Here is a 23576-nt window from a genome sequence, read left to right as displayed (position 1 = left end):
CCCGCCTCAATGTGTGGTCGCCAACCCGAGGGCCGGTTTGGGTCTGTGGAAAAGTTTCTCAAGGTACAAGTATATGACCGGCGTGGTGAACAACGTCAGCGCCTGGCTCACCAGCAACCCCCCGACCACCGCGATCCCCAGGGGCTGGCGCAACTCCGCGCCGGGGCCTGCGCCGAGCATCAGCGGCACCGCGCCCAGCAGGGCGGCGAGGGTGGTCATGATGATCGGCCGGAACCGCGTGACACAGGCTTCGTAAATCGCCTCGCCAGGTGCCAGCCCACGCACGCGCTGGGCTTCCAGGGCAAAGTCGATCATCAGGATGCCGTTTTTCTTGACGATGCCGATCAACAGCACCAGGCCGATCAACGCCATGATGGAAAAGTCCTGGCCCAGCAGCCAGAGCATGATCAGCGCGCCCAGGCCGGCCGAGGGCAAGGTCGAGATGATCGTCAGCGGGTGCACGAAGCTCTCATACAGCACGCCGAGGATGATATAGACCGCCACCAGCGCCGCGAGGATCAACCACGGCTGGCTGGCCAATGAACTCTGGAACGCCTGGGCCGCGCCCTGGAAGTTACCGATGATGGTGCTCGGCATGCCGATTTCGTTCTTCGCCTGGTCGAGCATGATCACCGCGTCGCCCAGGGCCACGCCCGGTGCCAGGTTGAATGACAGGTTGGCCGCCGGGAACATGCCGTCATGGCTGATGGACAACGGCCCGACCGTCGGCGGGTCGACCTTGGCCAGCGCCGACAACGGCACCATCTCGCCACTGAGCGGCGAGCGCAGGTAGAAATAATTCAGGCTCTCGGCCTTGCCCCGTTGCTGGCTGTCCAGCTCCAGCACCACTTGGTATTGGTTGGTTTCGGTCTGGAATTCATTGACCTGGCGTTGGCCGAACGCATCGTACAGCGCCTGATCGACATCGGTGGCCGTCAGTCCAAACCGTGCGGCCGCCTGGCGGTCGATGCTGATGTGGGTGATGCTGCCGCCCAGTTGCAGGTCGTTGGACAGATCGCGAAAGGCCGGGTTGGCGCGCAGTTTTTCGGTCAGGCGCTGGGTCCAGGTGTTCAGGGTCGCGCCATCGTTGCTCTTGAGCACGTACTGGTACTGGCTGCGGCTGGGCCCGGAACTGAGGTTGATATCCTGGCCGGCGCGCAGGTACAGCACGATCCCCGGCACCTGGGCCAGTTTGGCGCGGATCCGGTCGATAAACTGGCTGGCCGACACATCACGCTCACCCCGATCCTTCAAGGCAATCCAGAAGCGGCCGTTGGCGATGGTCTGGTTGCTGCCGGTGACACCCACCGAATGAGAGAAGTTTTCCACTGCCGGGTCAGCCTTGATGATCTCGGCCAGGGCCTGGTGCTTGGCCACCATATCCGGGTAGGACACATCCGCCGCCGCCTCGCTGGTGCCGAGGATAAAGCCGGTGTCTTGTACCGGGAAAAAACCCTTGGGAATAAACACGTAGCCGGCCACCGCCAGGCCCAGGGTCACGGTGAAGACAGCGAGCATCGTGCGCGGATGGGCCAGTGCCCGTCGCAGGTTCCGCGCATAGCCGGCCAGCAGGCGTTCGCCAAAGCCCGGCTTGTCGTGGGGATGATGGCTAGGGGCGCGCATGAACTGCCCGGCCAGCATCGGCGCCAGGGTCAGGGACACCACCACCGAAATCAGGATGGTCGAGGTCGCCGTCAGGGCAAATTCCTTGAACAGGCGCCCGACCACGCCGCCCATGAACAGCAACGGGATAAACGCCGCCACCAGCGAGAAGCTGATGGACACCACGGTAAACCCGATCTCGCCGGCGCCCTTGATTGCTGCTTCACGCTTGTCCAGGCCGGCCTCAAGGTGGCGGTGGATGTTCTCCACCACCACAATCGCATCGTCCACCACAAAACCCACGGCGATGACGATGGCCACCAGGGTCAGGTTATTCAGGCTGAAGCCCATCACGTACATCAAGGCAAAAGTGGCCACCAGCGATACTCCCAGCACGCTGGAAACAATCAGGGTTGCCGACCATTGGCGCAGGAACAGCGCCATCACCGCCACCACCAGCAACACGGCGATCAACAGGGTGATTTCCACTTCATGCAGCGAGGCGCGAATGGTCTTGGTGCGATCCGACAACGAGCTGACGTCCACCGACGCCGGCAGCATTGCCTGCAGGCGCGGCAACTCGGCCTGGATGCGGTCCACGGTGTCGACGATATTGGCCCCCGGCTGGCGGAAAATCACCAGGTTGACCCCCGGCGTATCACCGGACCAGGCCTGCACGTAGGCGTTCTCCGAACCATTGATCACCCGCGCCACATCGCGCAACTGCACCGGCGCGCCGTCCTTGTAGGAAACGATCAGGTCGCCGTATTCCTCGGGGTGGAACAGTTGATCGTTGGTCGACAGCGTCGACACGCTGTCGCGCCCATACAGCGCGCCCTTGGCCAGGTTCAGGCTCGATTGCTGGAGCACCAGGCGGATGTCGGCCAGGGTCAGGCCGATGGCGGCGAGCTTGTCCGGCGAGGCCTGCACGCGGATCGCCGGGCGTTGCTGGCCGGTGATGCTGATCTGGCCGACCCCGTCGATCTGGCTGATCTGCCGGGCCAGCAGGGTTTCCACGTAGTCGCTCAGTTCGGTGCCGGGCATGTTGTTGGAGCTGATACTGAGGATCAGCACCGGGCTGTCCGCCGGGTTGACCTTGCGCCAGGTCGGCAGGTTGGGCATATCGCTGGGCAACTTGCCGGCCGCGGTGTTGATCGCCGCCTGTACTTCCTGGGCGGCGGTATCGATGCTCTTGTCGAGGGTGAATTGCAGGGTCAGGAGGCTGGAGCCCAGAGCGCTGCTGGACGTCATCTGGGTCATGCCGGGGATGGCGCTGAATTGCACTTCCAAGGGCGTTGCCACCGAGGACGCCATGGTATCGGGGCTGGCGCCGGGCAGTTGGGCGGTGACCTGGATCGTCGGGAACTCCGCCTCCGGCAGCGGCGCGACCGGCAGGCGCGGGAAGGCGATCAACCCCAGTAGCACCAGGGCAAAGGTCAACAGCAGGGTGGCGACCGGATGGTCGACGCACCACGCCGATACCGAGCCACGGCCCTTCATGGCCGGGCCTGCGCTTGGGCGGTCTGGATCACTTGCGGCGGCTCCTTGAGCACCTCCACCTGGGCGCCGGCCTTGAGGCGTGACTGGCCGTCGCTGACCAGCACATCACCGGGCTGCACGCCGGTGACAATCGTCAGGTCGCTGTTCTGGTAGGCCACGTGCACGGGTACCACGTCCACTTTGTCGCCATTGAGGCGGTACACAAAGTGCGAGTCCATGCCGCGCTGGACCACGGTCGGTGGCACCACCAGGGCGGCCTTGTCGAGGGCGGTCTGGATCTTTACCGTGACCAGTTGCCCCGGCCACAGCGTTTGCGCGGCATTGCTGAACTCGGCCTTGGCGCGGATGGTGCCGGTGGTGGCGCTGATCTGGTTATCGATCAGGCTCAGGCGGCCCTCGCCGAGCAGGATAGCGGCCGGGCTCTCGGTGTCGGCACCCAGGAACGCATCGACACTGGCCGGGTGTTGCGCGGCGATCAGGCCTTGCAGGGTCGGCAGCATCTGTTGTGGCAGGGAAAACTCCACCGCAATCGGGTCGATCTGCGTCACCGAGAACAGGCCTTGGGTGTCGCTGGTGCGCAGGAAGTTGCCTTCATCCACATTGCGAATCCCGACGCGACCGCTGACGGGGGAGCGAATCTGCGTGTAGGAAAGCTGGACCTGGGCCGCATCAATCGCCGCCTGGTTGCCCTGGACCGTGGCCTTGAGCTGATTGACCAGGGCTTGCTGCTGGTCGTAAGTCTGCTTCGACACGCCGTCGTCGATGCTCAACTCCTTGTAGCGCTTGAGATTGACCTGGGCCACCTGCAACTGCGCCTGGCTTTCGCCCAACTGGGCCCTGGCCTGGTCGAGGCTGGCGCGGATCGCCCGGTCGTCGATGCTCGCCAGCAGGTCGCCGGCCTTGACCAGTTGCCCTTCCTTGACCTGCAATCGGCTGAGGATGCCGTCGACTTGCGGGCGAATCACCACACTGTGCAGCGACAGCACCGAGCCGATGCCGCTGACAAACCGCGGGATGTCCTGCTGGGCGACACTGACCACCCGCACCGGGATCGCAGTGGAGGCGGACAGCTTGGTCTTGGCCGGCCGGGTCGCGACCCAGGCCACGACCGCCAGGGCCACGACGGCGAGCACAATCAAGGTGGTTTTGCGTTGAATGTGCATGGGCTCGCGGCGTCCGGACAGAGAATGGGAAGAGTGAAGGCTCTTTATAGCCGGCAAACCCGGTCAGCAAAGTGACCGTTAACTGACAGCGCTGACAGCAAAGGTCGACCATTCGTACGGGCAGTGGTTAAAGAACCAGGGCGCGCAGGTATACTGCGCGCCAGCGTGGCCCGCAAGTCGGGCCCGCGTCATTTTTTGCACGCTCCGGAGCTTCCATGAATTGCCCGACACAACCGCCTGTTGAAAGCGCCGAACTCGCTGATCCAGACAGCCTCGACAGTGAGGCCAAGCCGGTGATCCCGGCCTTCAAATTCCCCTTCAAACCGGGTGAACTGGCCGGGGCGAAAGACAGCAATCAGCCGTGGTACAAAAACGGCGCGAAGAACGGCCACACCAAAACCCCTGGTATGGCGCCGCCAGGCACCCGCCGCTCGATGGGTAAACGCTGACGGCAGTTGTGCCTACAGCCATTGCTGACTTTTCGTCTTGTCGGTCCACGACCTTTTCTTGAAAGCTTGCCTGATACCCCTTCGCCGCGCCTGATTGGCAGCAGTTTGGGTTGAGGGTGTGGGTCTTTCAGGAAAGGGATGTCTGCATGGCTTTGGCAAAGATCTTCGTGTTATCCGTTGGGCTGCTGCTGTCGGGCGGCTTTTTTATGGGGGCGGTGGCCGGCACTGCGCCGCGCAGCGAGATCCGCTTCGCGATCTCCCCGCAGTTCCCGCCCTACGAAAGCCGCAATGCCCAAGGGCGATTGGTGGGCTTGAACATCGAACTGGGCAATGCCCTGTGTGCCCAGCTCGATGTGCGCTGCACCTGGGTCGACCAGGTATTTTCCCACAGCATTGATGCCCTGGAACGCCGGCGTTTCGATGCGATCATGGGCATGGCATCCACCCCCCAGCGTCGGCAACTGATCGACTTCACCGACGACCTCTATCCCTTCACCACCCACCTGGTGGCCCGCAAGTACTCCGGGCTGCTGCCGACCGTGCGTGCGCTCAAGGGCAAGCGCGTCGGGGTGCTGGCCGGCAGTAACCGTGAAGCCTTCGCCCTGGCGCAATGGGCGCCGGCCGGGGTGATTATCAAGAGCTTCTGGCTTAACGACCAGTTGATCCGCAGCCTGGTCGCCGGCGATATCGACGCGACGCTGCAAGGCACCGCAGAAATCCGCCAGGAGTTGCTCGACACCGAACAGGGCCGGGCTTTTGACTTCGTCGGCCCGCCGGTGGCCGGCCAGCAGATGGGCACTGCCGTGGCCATCGGCGTGCGCAAGTCCGACCCCGAGTTGCGCAGTGAGCTGAACCGCGCACTGGAGCAGCTCAGGCAGAGCGGCGAGTACCAGCGCATTCTCCAGGGTTATCCACAGGAGGCACACGACGCCGCCAATGCTCAGGACCCGCTCGGGCCGCAGTTTTACCCCGCTGACCCGAAGCTGCCGTTTTCCGAGGCCGTGCGGGTCGGTAATACGCTGTACACCTCCAGCATTGCCGGGGTGGATGCCAACCTCAACCTGGTGAAGGGCGGTACGGGCGCGCAGATGAAACAGCTGATGAATACGCTGCACGAACTATTGGTGCGTCATGAGTCGTCGCTGGACCGCGTGGTCAAGTGCACCTTGATGCTGGTCGAGCTGGAGGACCTGAAGCTGGTCAACGACGTGTACCTGGGCTACTTCGCCCAAGGCCGACTGCCCGCCCGCAGTGTGCTTGCCGTGCGCCGGCTGCCGCGCGGCGCACGGGTGGCGATCGAATGCGTGGCCGTGGTCGGCGACCCTCCCGGATCGTTGACGGGGGCAGCGGGTAACTAAATGCGTGGAACATGAGCTGGATCAGTATTTGCTCAACCGGTGCGCTTAGAGTCGGTGCCCCTGCCGACTCCCTCAACAACCCCGAGCGCGCTTTCCATGAAGATCAATCTCCCGGTCACGGGTCGAAGTGTGGACATTGCCCAAGACGCCAACATCCTCTCGACCACTGACCTAGGTAGTTCGATTACCTACGCCAACCAGGACTTTATCGACATCAGTGGCTACAGCCGTGAGGAACTGCAGGGCGCGCCACATAATCTGCTACGCCATCCAGACATGCCGTCGGCGGCGTTTGCCCATATGTGGCAGACCCTCAAAAGTGGCCGCTCGTGGATGGGCATGGTGAAGAATCGCTGCAAGAACGGTGATCACTACTGGGTCAGCGCCTATGCCTCGCCGGTCACCCGCGACGGGGTGACGGTGGAATACCAGTCGGTGCGCACCAAGCCCGACGCACGCCGAGTGAGAGCGGCAGAGCGCGCCTATGTGCGTTTGCGCGCAGGCTCCCGGCGCATGCGGCCGGTGCTGGAGATGCCGATGAAGTTGTCGCTGGTCACTGGGGCGACGTGCGCGCTGACCTGGGGCGTGGGGACCGGGCTGGCCAGTTATTCATGGGCGTTGCAAGTGCTGGGCCTGGCGGCAGTGGGCGCGGTTGGCGTGCTGGGCATCAATCTGTTGTTGCGGCCCCTGAGGCAATTGAGCGAGCGGGCGCGGCAGATTGCCGATAACCCCGTCAGCCAGGCGATCTACACCGGGCGCGCGGACGAGCTGGGGCAAATCGAATTTGCCATGCAAATGCTCGAAGCCCAGGCGGGCGCGGTGGTGGGTCGGATTGGCGATGCCTCGCAGCGTTTATCCGGGCACGCCGCCGCCCTGGTCCAGCAACTGGACAGCAGCCACACCAGCACCCTGGGCCAGCAGAGCCAGACCGACCAGGTGGCGACCGCCATCCAGCAGATGGCGGCCAGTGTGGCGCAAGTTGCCAGCCACGCCCAACAAGCCTCGAAAGCGGCAGACCTGGCCGGCAGCGAGACCCGTGAAGGCCATCTGCGCGTGGACGAAAGCCGCGATGCGGTGCTGCGCCTGTCCCAGGAACTGGCCAGGGCCACCACCGTGATCCATCAACTGGAAAGCCACAGCGGGGATATCTCCAGCGTACTGGAAGTGATCCGGGCGATTGCCGAACAGACCAACCTGCTGGCCCTCAACGCGGCCATCGAGGCGGCGCGGGCTGGCGAGCAGGGCCGTGGCTTTGCGGTGGTGGCCGACGAAGTGCGCGGCCTGGCGCAACGTACCCAGCAATCCACCAATGAAATCCAACGCATGATCAGCACCTTGCAGGGCGGCGCCCGTGATGCGGTGATGGCCATGGAGCAAAGCAGCCAGCATGTCGAAGTCAGCGTCGACCATGCCCAGCGCGCCGCGTCGGCCCTGGATGGCATCAGCCAGCGGGTCAACCAGATCACGGCCATGAGTGTGCAGATTGCGGCGGCGGTGGAAGAACAGAGCGCGGTGAGCGAGGACATCAATCGCAATATCGTCGGCATCCGCAATGCGGGCGAGGCGACCGTCAGCGCCGGCCAACAGAGCCAGCTCAGCTCGGGCGACGTCGCCGCGCTAGCGGAAGACCTGCGGCGTTTGGCAGAAGAGTTCTGGGGCAAACGCCGCTAACCTGCGGCAGTGACGAGCGAGCGCGCTTGTCGTGGCGAGCGGGCTTGCCCCGCGCTGGGTGGCGAAGCCGCCCCAAAACCTGCTGGCTCGGTATGTCTGAAACAACTGCGGTGCCTGGGGTGGGGCTGCTCCGCAGCCCAGCGCGGGGCAAGCCCGCTCGCCACTACAAGCGCGCTCGCCGCAAGAAATCTACAGTCCAAGAAAACTACTGTGCTGCAGCCCCCCAAACTCCCGACCTGCCGCCGCCCTCCCTGTGGCGAGCGGGCTTGTCCCGCGCTGGGTGGCGAAGCCGCCCCAAAACCTGCTGGCTCGGTATGTCTGAAACAACTGCGGTGTCTGGGGTGGGGCTGCTACGCAGCCCAGCGCGGGGCAAGCCCGCTCGCCACTACAAGCGCGCTCGCCGCAAGAAATCTGCAGTCCAAGAAAACTGCTGCGCTGCAGCCCTCCCCAAACTCCCGACCTGCCGCCGCCCTCCCAGTGGCGAGCGGGCTTGTCCCGCGCTGGGTGGCGAAGCCGCCCCAAAACCTGCTGGCTCGGTATGTCTGAAACAACTGCGGTGCCTGGGGTGGGGCTGCTACGCAGCCCAGCGCGGGGCAAGCCCGCTCGCCACCACAAGCGCGCTGGCCGCAAGAAATCTACAGTCCAAGAAAACTGCTGCGCTGCAGCCGCCCCCAAACTCCCGACCTGCCGCCGCCCTCCCTGTGGCGAGCGGGCTTGCCCCGCGCTGGGTGGCGAAGCCGCCCCAAAACCTGCTGGCTCGGTATGTCTGAAACAACTGCGGTGCCTGGGGTGGGGCTGCTCCGCAGCCCAGCGCGGGGCAAGCCCGCTCGCCACCACAAGCGCGCTGGCCGCAAGAAATCTACAGTCCAAGAAAACTACTGTGCTGCAGCCCCCCAAACTCCCGACCTGCCGCCGCCCTCCCAGTGGCGAGCGGGCTTGTCGTGGCGAGCGGGCTTGCCCCGCGCTGGGTGGCGAAGCCGCCCCAAAACCTGTTGGCTCGGTATGTCTGAAACAACTGCGGTGCCTGGAGTGGGGCTGCTCCGCAGCCCAGCGCGGGGCAAGCCCGCTCGCCACCACAAGCGCGCTGGCCGCAAGAAATCTACAGTCCAAGAAAACTGCTGCGCTGCAGCCGCCCCCAAACTTCCGACCTGCCGCCGCCCTCCCTGTGGCGAGCGGGCTTGCCCCGCGCTGGGTGGCGAAGCCGCCCCAAAACCTGCTGGCTCGGTATGTCTGAAACAACTGCGGTGCCTGGGGTGGGGCTGCTACGCAGCCCAGCGCGGGGCAAGCCCGCTCGCCACCACAAGCGCGCTGGCCGCAAGAAATCTACAGTCCAAGAAAACTGCTGCGCTGCAGCCGCCCCCAAACTCCCGACCTGCCGCCGCCCTCCCAGTGGCGAGCGGGCTTGCCCCGCGCTGGGTGGCGAAGCCGCCCCAAAACCTGCTGGCTCGGTATGTCTGAAACAACTGCGGTGCCTGGGGTGGGGCTGCTCCGCAGCCCAGCGCGGGGCAAGCCCGCTCGCCACCACAAGCGCGCTGGCCGCAAGAAATCTACAGTCCAAGAAAACTGCTGCGCTGCAGCCCCCCAAACTCCCGACCTGCCGCCGCCCTCCCAGTGGCGAGCGGGCTTGCCCCGCGCTGGGTGGCGAAGCCGCCCCAAAACCTGCTGGCTCGGTATGTCTGAAACAACTGCGGTGCCTGGGGTGGGGCTGCTACGCAGCCCAGCGCGGGGCAAGCCCGCTCGCCACTACAAGCGCGCTCGCCGCAAGAAATCTGCAGTCCAAGAAAACTGCTGCGCTGCAGCCCTCCCCAAACTCCCGACCTGCCGCCGCCCTCCCTGTGGCGAGCGGGCTTGCCCCGCGCTGGGTGGCGAAGCCGCCCCAAAACCTGCTGGCTCGGTATGTCTGAAACAACTGCGGTGCCTGGGGTGGGGCTGCTACGCAGCCCAGCGCGGGGCAAGCCCGCTCGCCACGACAAGCCCGCTCGCCACTACAAGCGTGCCCGACACAGCGACAGGCTTACGCCTCTGACGGCCCTCAGGCAGCGCGCAGGGAGATGAACGCGTAGTTGGCCGGCACTTCGGTGGCGATCTGCGCCCCGGCGTCCAGCAACTGCTCGGCAATGTCCATCCCGGAGACATGGAACACCCATTCATTGGCCCCGGCTGGCTGGGTCGCGGCCAATTCAATGGCCTGGGCAAAGGCGCCCATGTCCGGCAGGTATGCGGTAAACCCATCGCCCTTGAGCGCCGTGGTCCGAATCCCCAGCAGGGCGCACACCGCCTCCTTGGTCTGCACATCGTCACGGTCGGCCTGGCGCGAGCGGCGGATCAGGTCTGCCAGTTCCCGGTCCATCAGTTCACCGCCGACGATCAGCGCCGGGCCTTGTTCCCAGGATTGCGGCGGGCAATCCTTGGCGGCCGGGTTCAGAGGGATATGCGGGTTGATCTCCATCGGGTAGATGCGACAGACCAGCGGCCTGCGCTCATAGATGCCGCAACGGTTGTCTTCGTCAAGATTCCGGCAGCGCCCGGCGTTGTAGGCGGCAAAGGTGATTGCCACGAACGCCTGGGTATTACCGCTGGGCACCACCACTGAACGCCGTTCGGCATGCTCGCGCTGTTGCAGAGGCAGGCCCAGGCCATTGCCCAGGAAGCCTTCCACCAGCACGATGACATTGCCGCCATCTGCCGCCCACTGGCGGGCTTCGTCGAGGGTCAGGGGGACATGATGGTCGGTGCAGCATTTGCCGCAACCAACGCAGGAAAAATGGGTATTCATGGAGGATCTGCTACCAGGCCAGGTCAGAGGGCTCTCTTGAGCGGTGACGGGTTTTTACCTCTATCCGCCGCTCGCAGACTCTGGAAGCAAGTTATGCGCCAGTGCCGCTCAGTCTTCGCTGACCACGTCACGCAGCACCAAGACCATGCCGGCGCTCTCATACAGTTGGCGTGCGCGCTGATTGCTTTCCAGCACCTTGAGGTCCACGTAGGGTTCGCCGCGCTGCTTGAACACCTGGAAGCTATGTAGCAGCAAGGCGCGCCCCAGGCCCTGGCCCTGGGCGCAAGGGTGGATGCACAGATGCTTGATAAACGCACTGGTCCAACATTGGGCCACGCCAAGAATACCGTCGGCATTACTCGCCACCAGGCACAGCGTGGGGTCAAATTCCGCATCGGTGATGAATTGCTGCTGCCAGGTCTTCAGGTTGGGCACGTAGCCGCCGCCCTGGGCCTGGGTCATGCGTAACACCGCATGGATCGCCGGGGCGAGCTCATCGCGGTAATGGTCCAGACGGGTGTCGGCTGGCCACTGCGGCGCGGGCAGGCTCTTGGTGAGGTCGCGGCGCAGCAGTTGGTAATACGCTGTCACTTACAGGCCTTTTTGCGCCACGGTCTGGGCCGCGACCACCAGGCATTTGGTCAGCTCGGGTGAGGAGAACTTGGTCAGCACCGAGTCGGCCCCGGCCAAGCGCGCTTTTTCGCTGTTCATCGCGCTGTCCAGGGAGGTGTGCAGCAGCACGTAGAGGTCCTGGAAGTCCGGGGTTTCACGCAGGGTACGGGTGAGGGCGTAACCGTCCATTTCCGACATTTCGATGTCAGATACCACCACATTGATCTGCCCGGCGCTGCCTTGCAGCTCCAGCAGCACATCAATGGCTTCCTTGGCACTGCGTGCGGTGTGGCAGGTCAGGCCGAGGTTGCGCAGGGTGTGCACCGATTGCTGCAGGGCCACCTGGCTGTCGTCCACCACCAGGATGCGCGCATTGCCGAGCACTTCGGCTTCTTCCATGGTCAGGTCGGTGGGCGCGACTTCGATTTGCGCGGGGGCAATGGCGTGGATGACTTTTTCGATGTCCAGCACTTGCACCAGCACGCCGTCCACCTGGGTCACGCCGGTGATAAACGAGCGCGTGCCGCCGGAGCCGAAGGGTGGCGGACGGATGTCAGTGGTCAGGCAATGCACGATCCGGCTCACCGCCTGCACGTGCAGGCCCTGCTTGGACCGGCTGACATCGGTAACAATCAGGCAGCCGCCGTCGGGGTCTTTCAGGGGCATTTCGCCCAGTGCACGGCTGAGGTCGATCACCGACAGGGCCGCGCCACGCAGGGTCGCGATGCCTTTGACGTGGGGATGGGACTCCGGCAGCTTGGTGAGCGGCGGGCAGGCAATGATTTCGCTGACTTTCAGCAGGTTGATGGCCATCAGCTTGCCGCTGCGCAAGGTAAAGAGCAGAAGCGAGAGTGAATCTGCGCGGGCTTTGGTGGTGGACATAAAAACCTTCTGTGGATCAGCGATAACAATCTTCTATGGCAGGTTATCGACGCTGGCCCAAAAAACTGTAGGAGCGAGCCTGCTCGCGAAAAAACCGAGGGCGCCGCGTTTATTCAGGATAGACGCGTTATCGTTAATGTTTTTCGCGAGCAAGCTCGCTCCTACAGTGGGTTGTGTCTTAGCCTTTCCAGACTTGCGGATTCACCAGATCCTGCGGGCGTTGGCCCAACAGGGCGCTGCGCAGGTTATCCAGGGCACGGTTGGCCATGGCTTCGCGGGTTTCATGGGTGGCCGAACCGATATGCGGCAAGGTCACGGCATTGCTCAGTTGGAACAGCGGCGACTCAGCCAGGGGCTCGCGCTCATACACATCCAGCCCGGCGCCGCGAATGCGCTGGGTTTGCAGGGCCTCGATCAGTGCCGGCTCGTCCACCACAGGGCCCCGGGAGATATTCACCAGGATCGCACTGGGTTTCATCAGGCCCAACTCGCGATGGCTGATCAGGTGCTTGGTCTTTTCACTCAAGGGCACCACCAGGCACACAAAATCCGCCTCGGCCAGCAACTGGTCCAGGCTACGAAACTGCGCACCCAGTTCCTGTTCCACTGCGGTCTTGCGGCTGTTGCCGCTGTAGAGGATCGGCATATTGAAGCCCAGGCGCCCACGGCGGGCGATGGCTGCGCCGATATTGCCCATGCCGACGATGCCCAGGGTCTTGCCGTGCACATCACAGCCGAACAACGGCGCGCCGACGCTGGCCTTCCACTGCCCGGCCTTGGTCCACGCATCCAGTTCGGCCACACGGCGGGCGCTGCTCATCAACAGGGCGAAGGCCAGGTCGGCGGTGCTTTCGGTCAACACATCGGGGGTATTGGTGAGCATGATCCCGCGTTCGTTGAAGTAGTCCACGTCGTAGTTGTCATAACCCACCGAGACGCTGGACACCACCTCAAGCTTGCCCGCACCTTCGAGCTGCGCCCGGCCCAGCTTGCGGCCCACCCCGATCAAACCGTGGGCGTGGGGCAGCGCTTCATTGAACTGCGCGTTGATATCGCCTTGCTTGGGGTTGGGGACGATGACCTCGAAGTCCTGTTGCAGGCGTTCGATCATCTGGGGGGTGACACGGCTGAAGGCGAGGACAGTCTTTTTCATCGCAAGTGGGGCTCATCGACAGGGAAGAATGCCAAGCAAGCTAACATTCCTGCACCCACTTGTCAGGACACCGCATCACCAATGTGGGAGCGGGCTTGCCCGCGATGGCGGTGTGTCAGGCATTACATCTGGCACTGATACACCGCTATCGCGGGCAAGCCCGCTCCTACAGGGGATTTTCTATATTTGGGGGCCGTGTTCCAAATCAGGTGGTAAGGCGCACCGCTCCCAAACTGCCGCTTAACTCATACGCCGCCAGTTCCGCCTGGTGCGCCGCCAGGATCTCTGGCAGTGAGCCACGCAGGTATTCCACCCAGGTCTTGATCTTCGCATCCAGGTACTGGCGCGACGGGTAGATGGCGTACAGGTTCAGTTCCTGGGAGCGGTAAGTCGGCATCATCCGCACCAGGGTGCCATTGCGCAGGCCTTCGATGGCCGCGTAGACCGGCAGCAGGCCAACGCCCATGCCGCTGATGATCGCGGTCTTCATCGCGTCGGCGGAGTTCACCAAAAATGGCGAACTGTTGATGCTCACGCTTTCCTGGCCATCGGGGCCGTTGAACACCCATTTGTCCAATTGGATCACCGGGCTGACCAGGCGCAGGCACGCATGGTTGAGCAAATCACTGGGCCGCTGCGCGCAGCCGTTGGCTTTGACGTAGGCCGGCGAGGCACAGACGATGCTGTAGGTGATCCCCAGGCGCTGGGACACAAACCCCGAATCCGGCAACTCGCTGGCGAGCACGATGGACACGTCGTAGCCCTCGTCGAGCAGGTCCGGCACGCGGTTGGCCAGGGTCAGATCGAAGGTCACATCGGGGTGAGTGCGGCGGTAGCGGGCAATCGCATCGATCACGAAATGCTGGCCGATGCCGGTCATGGTATGCACTTTGAGCTGCCCGGCGGGGCGCGCATGGGCGTCGCTGGCCTCGGCTTCGGCTTCCTCGACATAGGCCAGGATTTGCTCGCAACGCAATAAATAGCGCTTGCCGGCCTCGGTCAGGGCGATGCGGCGGGTGGTGCGGTTGAGCAAGCGGGTTTGCAGATGGGCCTCCAGATTGGAGACCGCGCGCGAGACGTTGGCTGTGGTGGTGTCCAGTTGCACCGCGGCGGCGGTGAAGCTGCCGGCTTCGGCGACACAACTGAAGGCGCGCATGTTTTGCAAAGTGTCCATGGGGTGCTCTCAAGGGAGATGGCAAATTGTGACACGAAGTTACGGGGGCGAGTGACCCCGACCAATGGATTATCGCCTGAACGGTAACAAAGATTCACAGGAATCCCACCTTATCGCCATTCCTCGCGCCCCCTAGAATTGCCGCACCGTCCCCGCAACACCACCTCAGGAATTCGCAGCAGTGCCGCGTCGCATCAGCAGAGAGCTGAAGACTCTCAGTGTTTGGGCTTTATCGTTAGCAATCAGCGGCTGCATCGGAACCGGTGGAATTGCCCCCCAAGGCAAGAGCCTCGCCGCCAATAACCTGGCCACCGACGACGCAATCCAGAGCGCCGCCCGGGATGCCCGTTGGCCGACCACCCAGTGGTGGCAAGCCTACGGCGATCCGCAACTCAATGCTTGGGTCGACCTCGCCGTTCAAGGCAGCCCAAGCATGGCCGAAGCCGCCGCCCGGGTACGTGAAGCGCGGGCCATGGCTGGGCTGGCCGAGTCTGCCGAGGCTGTGCAGATCAATGGGGATGCCACGCTCAAGCGCCACAACTGGCCGAGCGATCAGTTCTACGGCCCTGGAAAACTGGACAACTCCACGACCTGGGACAACAACGCCGCCCTGGGCCTGAGCTACGCCCTCGACCTGTGGGGGCGTGAGCGCAACGCCACTGAGCGCGCGCTCGACCTGGCCCATATGAGCGTCGCCCAGGCGCGCCAGGCCCAGTTGGAGCTGCAGAACAACGTGGTACGCGCCTACATCCAACTGTCGCTGCATTACGCCCAGCGCGATATCGTCGCCGCGACCCTGGCCCAGCAACAGCAGATCCTCGACCTGGCGCAAAAGCGCCTGGATGGCGGCATCGGCACGCACTTTGAAGTCAGCCAGGCCCAGACCCCATTGCCCGAAACCCATCGGCAACTGGACGCCCTCGACGAAGAAATCGCCCTGACCCGCAACCAACTGGCGGCCTTGGCCGGCAAGGGCCCGGGGGAGGGCGCGAGATTGCAGCGGCCGACCCTGGCCCTCGCTGCGCCCCTGAAATTGCCATCGGCACTGCCCGCGCAACTGCTCGGCCAGCGTCCGGATGTGGTCGCCAGCCGCTGGCAAGTGGCGGCCCAGGCCCGGGGCATCGACGTGGCCCACGCCGGTTTCTACCCCAATGTCGACCTGGTGGGCAGCCTCGGCTACGTCGCTACCGGTGGCGGCATGCTGGAATTCCTCACCGGCAAGAAGCTCAACTACAGCGTCGGCCCGGCGATCACCCTGCCGATCTTCGACGGTGGCCGCCTGCGCGCGCAATTGGGCGAAGCCAGCGCCGGCTACGACATTGCCGTGGCCCGCTACAACCAGACCCTGGTCAATGCGCTCAAGGGCATCAGCGACCAACTGATCCGCCGTGAGTCCATGGCCAAGCAGCAGACCTTCGCCGCCGAATCGGTGGCCTCGGCGCAGAAAACCTATGACATCGCGATGATCGCCTACCAGCGCGGCCTGACCGATTACCTCAATGTACTCAATGCCCAGACCTTGCTGTTTCGCCAGCAACAGGTCCAGCAACAGGTCCAGGCCGCGCGCCTGAGTGCCCATGCCGAACTGGTCACTGCCCTGGGCGGCGGCCTGGGCGCGGGCAACGATGCGCCGGCAGCAGGCACCACCCTCGCGAGCAAGACCCCGGCGGCGTTGGCCGTATTCGATCACTGATCAGGTTTCCCATGACTCCCTTGCCTGCACCGCTGCGTTGGCTGCATTCCCTGGAATGGCGCCGTGGCTTTTTCGACTGGGCGCGCAGTGACGGCGTGACCTGGGTCTACATCTTCAAAGTGCTGATCGCCGCGTTCCTCACCCTGTGGCTGGCCATGCGCCTGGAATTGCCGCAACCGCGTACCGCGATGATCACCGTGTTTATCGTGATGCAACCGCAAAGCGGCCAGGTGTTTGCCAAGAGCTTCTACCGCTTCCTCGGCACCCTGGCGGGGTCGGCGGTGATGGTGTTGTTGATCGCGCTGTTTGCGCAGAACACTGAGTTGTTTTTGGGCGCGCTGGCGATCTGGGTGGGCGTGTGCACGGCCGGTGCCACGCGCAACCGCAACTTCCGCGCCTATGGTTTTGTACTGGCGGGCTACACGGCGGCGATGGTGGGCCTGCCGGCGCTGGCCCACCCGGACGGCGCCTTTATGGCGGCGGTGTGGCGGGTGCTGGAAATCTCCCTGGGGATTCTCTGCGCGACCCTGGTCAGCGCCGCGATCCTCCCGCAGACCAGCAGCGCGGCCATGCGCAACGCCTTGTACCAGCGTTTCGGCACCTTCGCCCTGTTCGTTACCGACGGCTTGCGTGGCCGCAGCCAGCGCGAAGGTTTTGAAAGCAGCAACGTGCGCTTTATCGCCGAAGCCGTGGGCCTTGAAGGGCTGCGCAGTGTCACCGTGTTCGAAGACCCGCATATGCGTCGGCGCAATGGCCGGCTCAGCCGCTTGAACAGCGAATTCATGGGCATCACCACGCGCTTCAACGCCCTACACCAGTTGCTTGAACGCCTGCGCAGCGATGCTGCCGACCATGTGGTGGCCGCAATCAAACCCGGCCTGCAGGACTTGGCCGAGTTGCTCGATGGCTTCAGCGGGCGCGCCCTGACCAGCCCCGATGCCACGCGCCTGGTCAGCCAACTGACGGCCTATAAAGAGAGCCTTCCCGCCAAGGTCCGCAGCCTGCGGGCGCAGTTCCAGCAGAGCAGCCCCAGCGATGCCGAGCAGTTGGATTTCCACACCGCCTATGAGCTGCTGTACCGCTTTGTCGACGACCTGCACAACTACGCGCAGACCCACGCCTCCCTGGCCGAACACAGCCACGCGCGTGAGCACTGGGATGAGGCCTACACGCCGAAAACCAACTGGCTGGCCTGCGCCGCGTCGGGGATTCGCGCGTCGTTCATTCTGGTGGTGCTGGGCAGTTACTGGGTGGCCACCGCCTGGCCCAGTGGCGCCACCATGACCCTGATCGCGGCGGCCACCGTCGGCCTGTCGGCTGCCACGCCGAACCCCAAGCGCATGGCGTTTCAAATGGCCTGTGGCACCTTGATCGGCGCCCTGGTGGGGTTCGTCGAGATGTTCTTCGTGTTTCCCTGGATCGACGGGTTCCCTTTGCTCTGTGTGATGCTCGCCCCAGTGATCGTGCTCGGCGCGTTCCTGTCCTCGCGCCCGCAATACGCTGGGGTCGGCCTGGGCCTGCTGATTTTCTTCAGCACCGGTTCGGTGCCGGATAACCTGACGATCTACAACCCCTACACCTTTATCAACGACTACATCGCCATGATCATCGGCATGCTGGTGTGCGCAGCGGCGGGGGCGATCATCCTGCCGCCCAACAGCCCCTGGCTGTGGCGCCGCCTGGAGCGCGACCTGCGCGAGCAAGTGGTGTATGCCATCAGCGGCAAGCTCAAGGGCCTGGCCTCGGGGTTTGAAAGCCGCACCCGTGACCTGCTGCACCAGGCCTATGGCCTGGCCGCCGGCCAGCCGCAGGTGCAACGCAACCTGTTGCGTTGGATGTTCGTGGTGCTGGAAGTCGGCCACGCCATTATTGAATTGCGCAAAGAGCAGGCGATCCTGCCGGTGCATCCGGCGTATGCCGAGTCCCAATCGTGGCGCCAGGCGATCCGGGTGATGGGGCGTTCGCTGGTGCGGCTGTTCCTGCAACCGAGCCAGAGCAACCTTGAGCGCGCCTTGATTGCGGTGGACCACGCCATCAGCCGTGTGCAGGCCACCGACGAACCCTTCGCCCCGCACTTCGATACCTCGGCCCTGCGCCGCGTCAAAAGCTACCTGCACTTTATCCGCACGTCCCTGCTGGACCCGCAATCGCCCCTGGCTGCTCTCAAGCTTGAAGGAACCGTTCATGCCGCGTGAAATCGCCTTCCATGGCATCTACATGCCGACCATGACCCTGATGTTTTTTATCGCTGCGGGACTGGCCTGGGCCCTGGATCGCTTCCTGGCCGGCTTTGACCTGTACCGTTTTTTCTGGCACCCGGCGTTGCTGCGCCTGAGCCTGTTCACCTGTCTTTTCGGCGCCATGGCGCTGACCGTCTACCGTTGAGAATGCCCCGATGAAAAAGTTTTTCAGCCTGCTCGCAACCCTGCTGGTGCTGGCCCTGGCGATCTGGATTGGCCGTACGTTGTGGGTGCATTACATGCAAACCCCGTGGACCCGCGATGGTCGGGTACGCGCCGACATCATCAACGTCGCCGCCGACGTCACCGGCGAAGTGGTCGACGTGCCGGTGCGGGATAACCAGTTGGTGAAAAAGGGCGACCTGCTGATGCAGATCGACCCCGAGCACTACCGCATCGCGGTCAAGCAGGCGCAATCATTGGTGGCCTCGCGCAAGGCCACCTGGGAAATGCGCAAGGTCAACGCCCATCGCCGTGCGGACCTTGATGCACTGGTGATCTCCAAGGAAAACCGCGACGACGCGAGCAACATTGCTGATTCCGCTCTGGCTGATTACCAGCACGCGCTGGCGCAGTTGGAAGCGGCGGAGTTGAATTTGAAACGCACGCAAGTGCTGGCTGCGGTGGATGGTTACGTCACCAACCTCAACGTGCATCGCGGCGACTACGCGCGCATAGGCGAAGCCAAGATGGCCGTGGTCGATATGCACTCGTTCTGGGTGTATGGCTTCTTCGAAGAAACCAAGCTGCCCCACGTCAAAGTCGGCGACAAAGCCGATATGCAACTGATGAGCGGCGAGACGTTAAGGGGCCACGTAGAAAGCGTCTCCCGCGGCATCTACGACCGCGACAACCCCGAGAGCCGCGAACTGATCGCCGATGTGAACCCGACGTTCAACTGGGTGCGTTTGGCCCAGCGCGTGCCCGTGCGGATCCATATCGATGAAGTGCCGGAGGGCGTGTTGTTGGCGGCGGGGATTACCTGCACCGTGATTGTCAACCAGGCTCAAAACTAAACAAAGGGCATCAGGCACATCGCCTATCGGTTCGCGGTTTACTGTAGGAGCCGGCTTGCCGGCGAAGAACCTGAGAGCAACGCGGGGAGCATGGTGCTCCGCGTTAGCGTTGACGATTTTCGCCGGCAAGCCGGCTCCTACAGGGGAGAGTTATTGGCCCTGGATATAGGTCTCATGCAAATGCCGCCACAGCAACGCGCCGCTTGCCTGTTTCTCGAACACCACGGTGGCGCGGCGGTCCGTTTGGGTGCCGCTGTCATCGATCTGGTGTTCACGGTAGGTCACCGTGGCACCGCGTGCATGTCGGTCAATACCTGCCATTTCGCTCAAGGTGATTTTCAACCCAGGACGCATGCCGCCCAGGCGGGTGAATAGGGCGTTGACCCCGGCTGTGTTGACCCGTGCGCCGGTGGCGGGGGCGATCATGCTGAACTCCGGGGAGAAGCGCGCCAGCAGGTTTTGCAAGGTGCCATCCGGCGCGACGCCGGCAAACCATTGCTCGATCTCGATGTGGGTCTGGATCACTTCTTCAAAAAAGTCGCTGTAATCAATCATCATTGAGGCTCGCTGGCTGGGTGAAGCAGTGCGCGAACCCTGGAGGTATCCAGGCTCAGCACTGCCAAAAGCGGCAGTAGTGTCAGGGCTGCCGCGATCAAGAAGGTCATGGTGAAGGAATCCGAGGCTGATAGCACGGCGCTGAGTGCCGCTGCACCGAGGCAAAAGCTCAGCTGCCGATTGATATTCCACAGCGCGCTGGCGTGGCCCATGCGCGGGGCGGGGATATCGAGAAAGGCCAGGGTCTGCGCAGTGCTGCTGCACAGGCTGCCGCCCAGGCCCATCAGGCCGTAGGCGAGAATGATCAGGGAAGGCTCGTTGAGCAACACAATACCGCTGCATTGCAGCCCCATGCCCGCCAGCAGCAAGGGCTTGGGGCCGTAGCGGTTGAACAAGGTCTTGCTGAGGTAGATGGCCAGCGCCGATGCCAGTGCCCAGGGCAGCATCAGCGCGCCGGTGTGCGTGGCGTCATAGCCCAGGCCGCGCAGGTAGAGGATGGCGATCAGGCTGGTGCCGATAAACACACCGGGGACGCACAAGTAGATCAGCATCGCGATGCGCAGCATCGGGTTGCCGATCTGTTTGAACAGGTTGCCCATCTCCAGGGAGGGGCGCGCAGTTGCAGGCGCGTCCGGTTTTATCCACAGCCACGCCAGCAGCAGGGTGATTAACGCCAGCGGCAAATTGGCGTGGAAGATCCAGCGCCAGGACAGGCTATCGACCAGCCACCCACCCAGCGCCGGGGACAGCGCCGGCACCAGCAGGGCCACGGACATCACCCGGGCGGTGAGTTGGCTGCGTTCTGCGGCTGGAAAGTGTCGATAAGCCAGGGCCTGCCCCACTGGGATCAGCAGGCCACCGCCCAAACCTTGCAGCAAACGCCAACCGATCAGCGCCTTAATCGAGCCGGCCTGACCAACCATCACTGAAGCGCCCGCGAACAGCAGCAGGCTGGCGGCAATCAAACGTCGTTCTCCGAGCATTGCCGCCAGCCACACACTGAAGGGAATGATCACGGTCAGGCCGAGCAGGTAGGCATTGCTGACCCACGCCAATTGCGTGACCGAAGCCTGCAGTTCGTGGGCGATATCCGGGTAGGCGACGGTGGCGACAAACATGTTCACCAGATCGAGGGCGAAACCCAGTAAAAAGATCCAGGCGATTTTCGAGCGGTAGGTCATTGGGGCGTTCCTGCATTCAATCCCGGCAGGATAGAGTGCTGCGGATACTTGGAGAACGCTGGTTTGACTGTTAGTTTGTCAAAAATATTTTGACAAGTGGAGGCGTGGCCCATGGTCAGCCTGGATCGTTTCGAGACGTTCAAGACGGTGGTGGAGGCCGGCTCGCTGACTGCCGCGGCCGATAGACTGGGGCAGACCCGCGCCGTGGTCAGCTTTAATCTCAAGCGCCTGGAGGCTGAACTCGGTGTCACCCTGCTGACGCGCAACACCCGGCAATTGGCGTTGACCGATGCCGGCGAGCGGTTCTACCTGCGCTGTACACGCATGCTCGAAGAAGCGCAGTTGGCGGTGGAAGAGGCGCGTTCGGAGCACACCCAGCTCAAAGGCACCCTGCGCATCACCACTACCGTGGAATATGCGCTGGCCGTGGTCGTCCCTGCGGTGGAGGCCTTTGGCCGTTTGCACCCGGATCTGAATGTCCACTTATCCACATCCTCCACCCATGCCGATCTGATCTCCGAACGCTTTGACGTGGCGATTCGGCTCGGGCGCTTGCTGGATTCCAATCATCGTGCGGTGCAGTTATCCACGTACCCGATATTCGCCGTCGCGGCGCCTGGTTTTGGCAGCGCCCATACGCTGGATGAACTTGAACAACTGCCCAAGCTGGGGCACGGCCGATTGAACGAGTTGAGTGTGATCGACCCGGCAGGTCGCGAGCATCAATATCGCTCTGGCCCCAGTGCGCTTATGGTTGACAGTGCCGCCGTGCTCCAGGCATTTGCCGTGCGCGGCCATGGCGTGGCAATCCTGCCACAGTGGCTGGTACAGGAGGATCTGGACACCGGGCGATTGGTACACCTGTTGCCGGATCATCGCTTCGTACCCCAAGGGGTGTATGCGCTGTATCCGGACACGCGGCATTTGCCGCTCAAGGTGCGGGCGTTTATTGATTTCATGAAGGAGGGTTATGTTGCTGGTTGGGACGCCATCACGAGCAAGCCCGCCCCCACAGGTTGACCGTCTTTCAAGGATGTACTCGGTAAGTGTGGGAGCGGGCTTGCTCGCGATACAGGCGGCTCGGTCTCGGAATAAACCTAGAGTTGGCCACCCAACCCAAACCGTTTTTTCAACACCTTCTCCAGCAACACCTTGGGCAACAGCGCCGCCATCCACGGCAACGCGCGGCTGCCATTGCCTGAGCGCAACAGGCGCGGTGGTTCAGGTTGTTGCGCGGCCTTGAGCACATCCGCCGCAAACACGCTGGCTGGGGTTGGCTTGTCCTGGGACGCCTGGGAGCGCGCACGGATGCTTTCGCGCAACGGCCACCATGGCGATTGTTCGGTGATCAGCCGTTCGGCCTGGGTGCCGGCGTTCTTGGCGAAACTAGTGTTGATTGCCCCCGGCTGCACTTCCATGACCCGCACGCCAAACGGCGCCAGCTCCATGCGCAGGGCATCGCTCAGGGCATGGACGGCGGCTTTGGAGGCGCAGTAGGCGCCGGCAAACGGGGTGACCAATACCCCGGACACGCTGCCGATGTTGACCACCAACCCTTTGTTACGGCGCAACGCGGGAAACAACGCCTGGGTCACGCCGACGATGGAGAACACATTGGTCTCGAACTGGCGCTGCATCGCCGCGGTACCGCCATCGAGCAACGGGCCCATGGCGCCGTAGCCGGCGTTGTTGATCAGCACATCCAGTTCGCCCACTTGCCCGGCCAGTTGCGCCAGGGCCGCCCCATCGTTGACATCCAGTTGCACGGCCTTGAAGCCGGCTGCCGCCAGGGTCGCGACGTCTTCGGGACGGCGGGCGCTGGCCCACACGTCATAGCCGGCAGCCTTGAAGGCATCGGCCAGGGCGCGGCCGATGCCGCTGGAGCAACCGGTGATAAGCACGTTGGGCATGGCTCAGTCCTTTGTCGTTATTAATTAGTCGCAGAAGCTGCCTTGCAAGCGTTCGGCACGAAACTCCAGGGTTTGCGGGCGATAGCCGGGGCGCAGCGGCGGCATCGGCAGGCAATCTTCCCAGGTGGCGCCGGCCTGCAATTCGCCGGGGCCGCGATAGCGTGGGGCAGCATAGACGTTGTCGGCCAGGTTGACCGTATCGCCCGGCGCATAGGCGGCGACGCGCCAGCGCAATTCGGTGAGGGGGACGTCATTGCCATTGTTGAGTTTGAGCAGCAAGGGGCGATCGGCAGGGCATTGCTCGGGGGCGTAGCTGATGCGTAGCTCCAGGCGCGCCAGTTGCGCGGCTTCGCGGTTGTCCAGCCATACCACCCACATCGCCACGAAACCCAGACCCACTGCTGCTACGAGGGATACAGGCAACGCCTTGGCGGGATAGCGCAGCAGCAGGATCAGCCAGGTGATGATCAGTAGAACGCCGAAGAACATGGAGGCAGCCTCGCGGATGGGGGAACCATCGTACCGTTGGCGGGGTACGGTTGCCTATCGGGTTGCGAGTACGCTCTGGAGATATCCCCCGTTACCTTTTCACTGGAATGGATGGCGTTGTTCGCATCACTTACATAGATACAGCCACAGAC

19 protein-coding genes are annotated in these 23576 nt (G+C 63.5%); 8 read left to right on the top strand and 11 right to left on the bottom strand.

The window, feature by feature from the left end:
- Nucleotides 1-6: 6 nt before the first annotated feature.
- On the bottom strand, nucleotides 7-3102 hold the full coding sequence (locus C5F71_RS07205) for a multidrug efflux RND transporter permease subunit (protein WP_104910890.1): 3096 nt from the start codon (nucleotides 3100-3102) through the stop codon (nucleotides 7-9).
- Nucleotides 3099-4265, bottom strand: a complete 1167-nt coding sequence (locus C5F71_RS07200; RefSeq protein ID WP_104910889.1) for an efflux RND transporter periplasmic adaptor subunit — start codon at nucleotides 4263-4265, stop codon at nucleotides 3099-3101. Before C5F71_RS07200 ends, C5F71_RS07205 begins: the two co-directional genes overlap by 4 nt.
- Nucleotides 4266-4480: 215 nt before the next feature.
- Here C5F71_RS07200 and C5F71_RS07195 point away from each other — a divergent pair, with 215 nt between their 5' ends.
- The 3 genes from C5F71_RS07195 (at nucleotide 4481) to C5F71_RS07185 (ending at nucleotide 7743) form a co-directional block, all read left to right on the top strand.
- A complete protein-coding gene (locus C5F71_RS07195; protein ID WP_029297855.1) occupies nucleotides 4481-4714 on the top strand; it encodes a hypothetical protein in 234 nt (77 codons plus the stop codon).
- Between the two features lie 146 nt (nucleotides 4715-4860).
- Nucleotides 4861-6072 carry a transporter substrate-binding domain-containing protein gene (locus C5F71_RS07190; RefSeq protein WP_104910888.1) on the top strand — a complete coding sequence of 404 codons (1212 nt, stop codon included), beginning with the start codon at nucleotides 4861-4863 and terminating at the stop codon, nucleotides 6070-6072.
- Between the two features lie 96 nt (nucleotides 6073-6168).
- Nucleotides 6169-7743: a PAS domain-containing methyl-accepting chemotaxis protein gene (locus C5F71_RS07185; protein WP_104910887.1), complete on the top strand. Its 1575-nt coding sequence runs from the start codon at nucleotides 6169-6171 to the stop codon at nucleotides 7741-7743.
- 2032 nt (nucleotides 7744-9775) lie between these two features.
- Here C5F71_RS07185 and C5F71_RS07180 read toward each other — a convergent pair.
- From C5F71_RS07180 to C5F71_RS07155, 5 genes are all read right to left on the bottom strand, one after another.
- Entirely contained in the window at nucleotides 9776-10519 is a 744-nt protein-coding gene (locus C5F71_RS07180; protein WP_070995631.1) for a YkgJ family cysteine cluster protein, read from the bottom strand.
- A 108-nt stretch (nucleotides 10520-10627) separates the two neighbouring features.
- The gene (locus C5F71_RS07175) at nucleotides 10628-11110 is read right to left on the bottom strand and encodes an N-acetyltransferase (RefSeq protein ID WP_104910886.1); all 483 of its coding nucleotides are present in this window, start codon (nucleotides 11108-11110) and stop codon (nucleotides 10628-10630) included.
- A complete protein-coding gene (locus C5F71_RS07170) occupies nucleotides 11111-12013 on the bottom strand; it encodes a chemotaxis protein CheV (protein WP_070995629.1) in 903 nt (300 codons plus the stop codon). It lies immediately after the preceding gene.
- Nucleotides 12014-12191: 178 nt separating this feature from the next.
- Nucleotides 12192-13166, bottom strand: coding sequence for a D-glycerate dehydrogenase (locus tag C5F71_RS07165; protein ID WP_104910885.1), 975 nt, complete (start codon nucleotides 13164-13166; stop codon nucleotides 12192-12194).
- A gap of 205 nt (nucleotides 13167-13371) precedes the next feature.
- Nucleotides 13372-14340: a LysR family transcriptional regulator gene (locus C5F71_RS07155; RefSeq protein ID WP_029297870.1), complete on the bottom strand. Its 969-nt coding sequence runs from the start codon at nucleotides 14338-14340 to the stop codon at nucleotides 13372-13374.
- Between the two features lie 181 nt (nucleotides 14341-14521).
- Between C5F71_RS07155 and C5F71_RS07150 the strand changes: the two genes are divergently transcribed.
- Genes C5F71_RS07150 through C5F71_RS07135 form a run of 4 tightly spaced genes read left to right on the top strand, consistent with a single transcriptional unit; the run spans nucleotide 14522 to nucleotide 19289 of the window.
- The gene (locus C5F71_RS07150) at nucleotides 14522-16033 is read left to right on the top strand and encodes an efflux transporter outer membrane subunit (protein ID WP_104910883.1); all 1512 of its coding nucleotides are present in this window, start codon (nucleotides 14522-14524) and stop codon (nucleotides 16031-16033) included.
- A gap of 11 nt (nucleotides 16034-16044) precedes the next feature.
- On the top strand, nucleotides 16045-18228 hold the full coding sequence (locus C5F71_RS07145) for an FUSC family protein (RefSeq protein ID WP_029297875.1): 2184 nt from the start codon (nucleotides 16045-16047) through the stop codon (nucleotides 18226-18228).
- Complete coding sequence (locus C5F71_RS07140) at nucleotides 18218-18418, top strand: DUF1656 domain-containing protein (protein ID WP_029297878.1); 201 nt, start codon at nucleotides 18218-18220, stop codon at nucleotides 18416-18418. Before C5F71_RS07145 ends, C5F71_RS07140 begins: the two co-directional genes overlap by 11 nt.
- Before the next feature lie 10 nt (nucleotides 18419-18428).
- The gene (locus tag C5F71_RS07135; protein ID WP_104910882.1) at nucleotides 18429-19289 is read left to right on the top strand and encodes an HlyD family secretion protein; all 861 of its coding nucleotides are present in this window, start codon (nucleotides 18429-18431) and stop codon (nucleotides 19287-19289) included.
- A gap of 150 nt (nucleotides 19290-19439) precedes the next feature.
- On the opposite strand, the gene C5F71_RS07130 is transcribed toward C5F71_RS07135, so the two are convergent.
- Both C5F71_RS07130 and C5F71_RS07125 read right to left on the bottom strand, forming a co-directional pair.
- Nucleotides 19440-19844: a DUF4440 domain-containing protein gene (locus C5F71_RS07130; RefSeq protein WP_104912603.1), complete on the bottom strand. Its 405-nt coding sequence runs from the start codon at nucleotides 19842-19844 to the stop codon at nucleotides 19440-19442.
- On the bottom strand, nucleotides 19844-21025 hold the full coding sequence (locus tag C5F71_RS07125) for an MFS transporter (protein ID WP_104910881.1): 1182 nt from the start codon (nucleotides 21023-21025) through the stop codon (nucleotides 19844-19846). The genes C5F71_RS07130 and C5F71_RS07125 overlap by 1 nt, the downstream gene beginning before the upstream one ends.
- 111 nt (nucleotides 21026-21136) lie before the next feature.
- Here C5F71_RS07125 and C5F71_RS07120 point away from each other — a divergent pair, with 111 nt between their 5' ends.
- Nucleotides 21137-22045 carry a LysR family transcriptional regulator gene (locus C5F71_RS07120; protein WP_104910880.1) on the top strand — a complete coding sequence of 303 codons (909 nt, stop codon included), beginning with the start codon at nucleotides 21137-21139 and terminating at the stop codon, nucleotides 22043-22045.
- 77 nt (nucleotides 22046-22122) lie between these two features.
- Here the strand turns inward: C5F71_RS07120 and C5F71_RS07115 are convergent, their stop codons facing one another.
- Together C5F71_RS07115 and C5F71_RS07110 are read right to left on the bottom strand one after the other, a co-directional pair.
- Nucleotides 22123-22935 (bottom strand): SDR family oxidoreductase, encoded by an 813-nt coding sequence (locus C5F71_RS07115; RefSeq protein WP_104910879.1) that lies wholly within the window; start codon nucleotides 22933-22935, stop codon nucleotides 22123-22125.
- A gap of 24 nt (nucleotides 22936-22959) precedes the next feature.
- Complete coding sequence (locus C5F71_RS07110) at nucleotides 22960-23424, bottom strand: multidrug transporter (RefSeq protein ID WP_104910878.1); 465 nt, start codon at nucleotides 23422-23424, stop codon at nucleotides 22960-22962.
- Between the last annotated feature and the right edge of the window lie 152 nt (nucleotides 23425-23576).

The sequence above is a fragment of the Pseudomonas sp. LG1D9 genome (assembly GCF_002949995.1).
Taxonomy (GTDB): Bacteria; Pseudomonadota; Gammaproteobacteria; order Pseudomonadales; family Pseudomonadaceae; genus Aquipseudomonas; species Aquipseudomonas proteolytica.
This window is presented reverse-complemented; position numbering and strand designations above follow the sequence as displayed.

Bases quoted from the DNA above. Each gene is read 5' to 3' on its own strand.
- C5F71_RS07205 (WP_104910890.1), bottom strand. From the start codon at position 3,102: ATGAAGGGCCGTGGCTCGGTATCGGCGTGGTGCGTCGACCATCCGGTC.
- C5F71_RS07200 (WP_104910889.1), bottom strand. From the start codon at position 4,265: ATGCACATTCAACGCAAAACCACCTTGATTGTGCTCGCCGTCGTGGCC.
- C5F71_RS07195 (WP_029297855.1), top strand. From the start codon at position 4,481: ATGAATTGCCCGACACAACCGCCTGTTGAAAGCGCCGAACTCGCTGAT.
- C5F71_RS07190 (WP_104910888.1), top strand. From the start codon at position 4,861: ATGGCTTTGGCAAAGATCTTCGTGTTATCCGTTGGGCTGCTGCTGTCG.
- C5F71_RS07185 (WP_104910887.1), top strand. From the start codon at position 6,169: ATGAAGATCAATCTCCCGGTCACGGGTCGAAGTGTGGACATTGCCCAA.
- C5F71_RS07180 (WP_070995631.1), bottom strand. From the start codon at position 10,519: ATGAATACCCATTTTTCCTGCGTTGGTTGCGGCAAATGCTGCACCGAC.
- C5F71_RS07170 (WP_070995629.1), bottom strand. From the start codon at position 12,013: ATGTCCACCACCAAAGCCCGCGCAGATTCACTCTCGCTTCTGCTCTTT.
- C5F71_RS07165 (WP_104910885.1), bottom strand. From the start codon at position 13,166: ATGAAAAAGACTGTCCTCGCCTTCAGCCGTGTCACCCCCCAGATGATC.
- C5F71_RS07155 (WP_029297870.1), bottom strand. From the start codon at position 14,340: ATGGACACTTTGCAAAACATGCGCGCCTTCAGTTGTGTCGCCGAAGCC.
- C5F71_RS07145 (WP_029297875.1), top strand. From the start codon at position 16,045: ATGACTCCCTTGCCTGCACCGCTGCGTTGGCTGCATTCCCTGGAATGG.
- C5F71_RS07140 (WP_029297878.1), top strand. From the start codon at position 18,218: ATGCCGCGTGAAATCGCCTTCCATGGCATCTACATGCCGACCATGACC.
- C5F71_RS07135 (WP_104910882.1), top strand. From the start codon at position 18,429: ATGAAAAAGTTTTTCAGCCTGCTCGCAACCCTGCTGGTGCTGGCCCTG.
- C5F71_RS07130 (WP_104912603.1), bottom strand. From the start codon at position 19,844: ATGATTGATTACAGCGACTTTTTTGAAGAAGTGATCCAGACCCACATC.
- C5F71_RS07125 (WP_104910881.1), bottom strand. From the start codon at position 21,025: ATGACCTACCGCTCGAAAATCGCCTGGATCTTTTTACTGGGTTTCGCC.
- C5F71_RS07120 (WP_104910880.1), top strand. From the start codon at position 21,137: ATGGTCAGCCTGGATCGTTTCGAGACGTTCAAGACGGTGGTGGAGGCC.
- C5F71_RS07115 (WP_104910879.1), bottom strand. From the start codon at position 22,935: ATGCCCAACGTGCTTATCACCGGTTGCTCCAGCGGCATCGGCCGCGCC.
- C5F71_RS07110 (WP_104910878.1), bottom strand. From the start codon at position 23,424: ATGTTCTTCGGCGTTCTACTGATCATCACCTGGCTGATCCTGCTGCTG.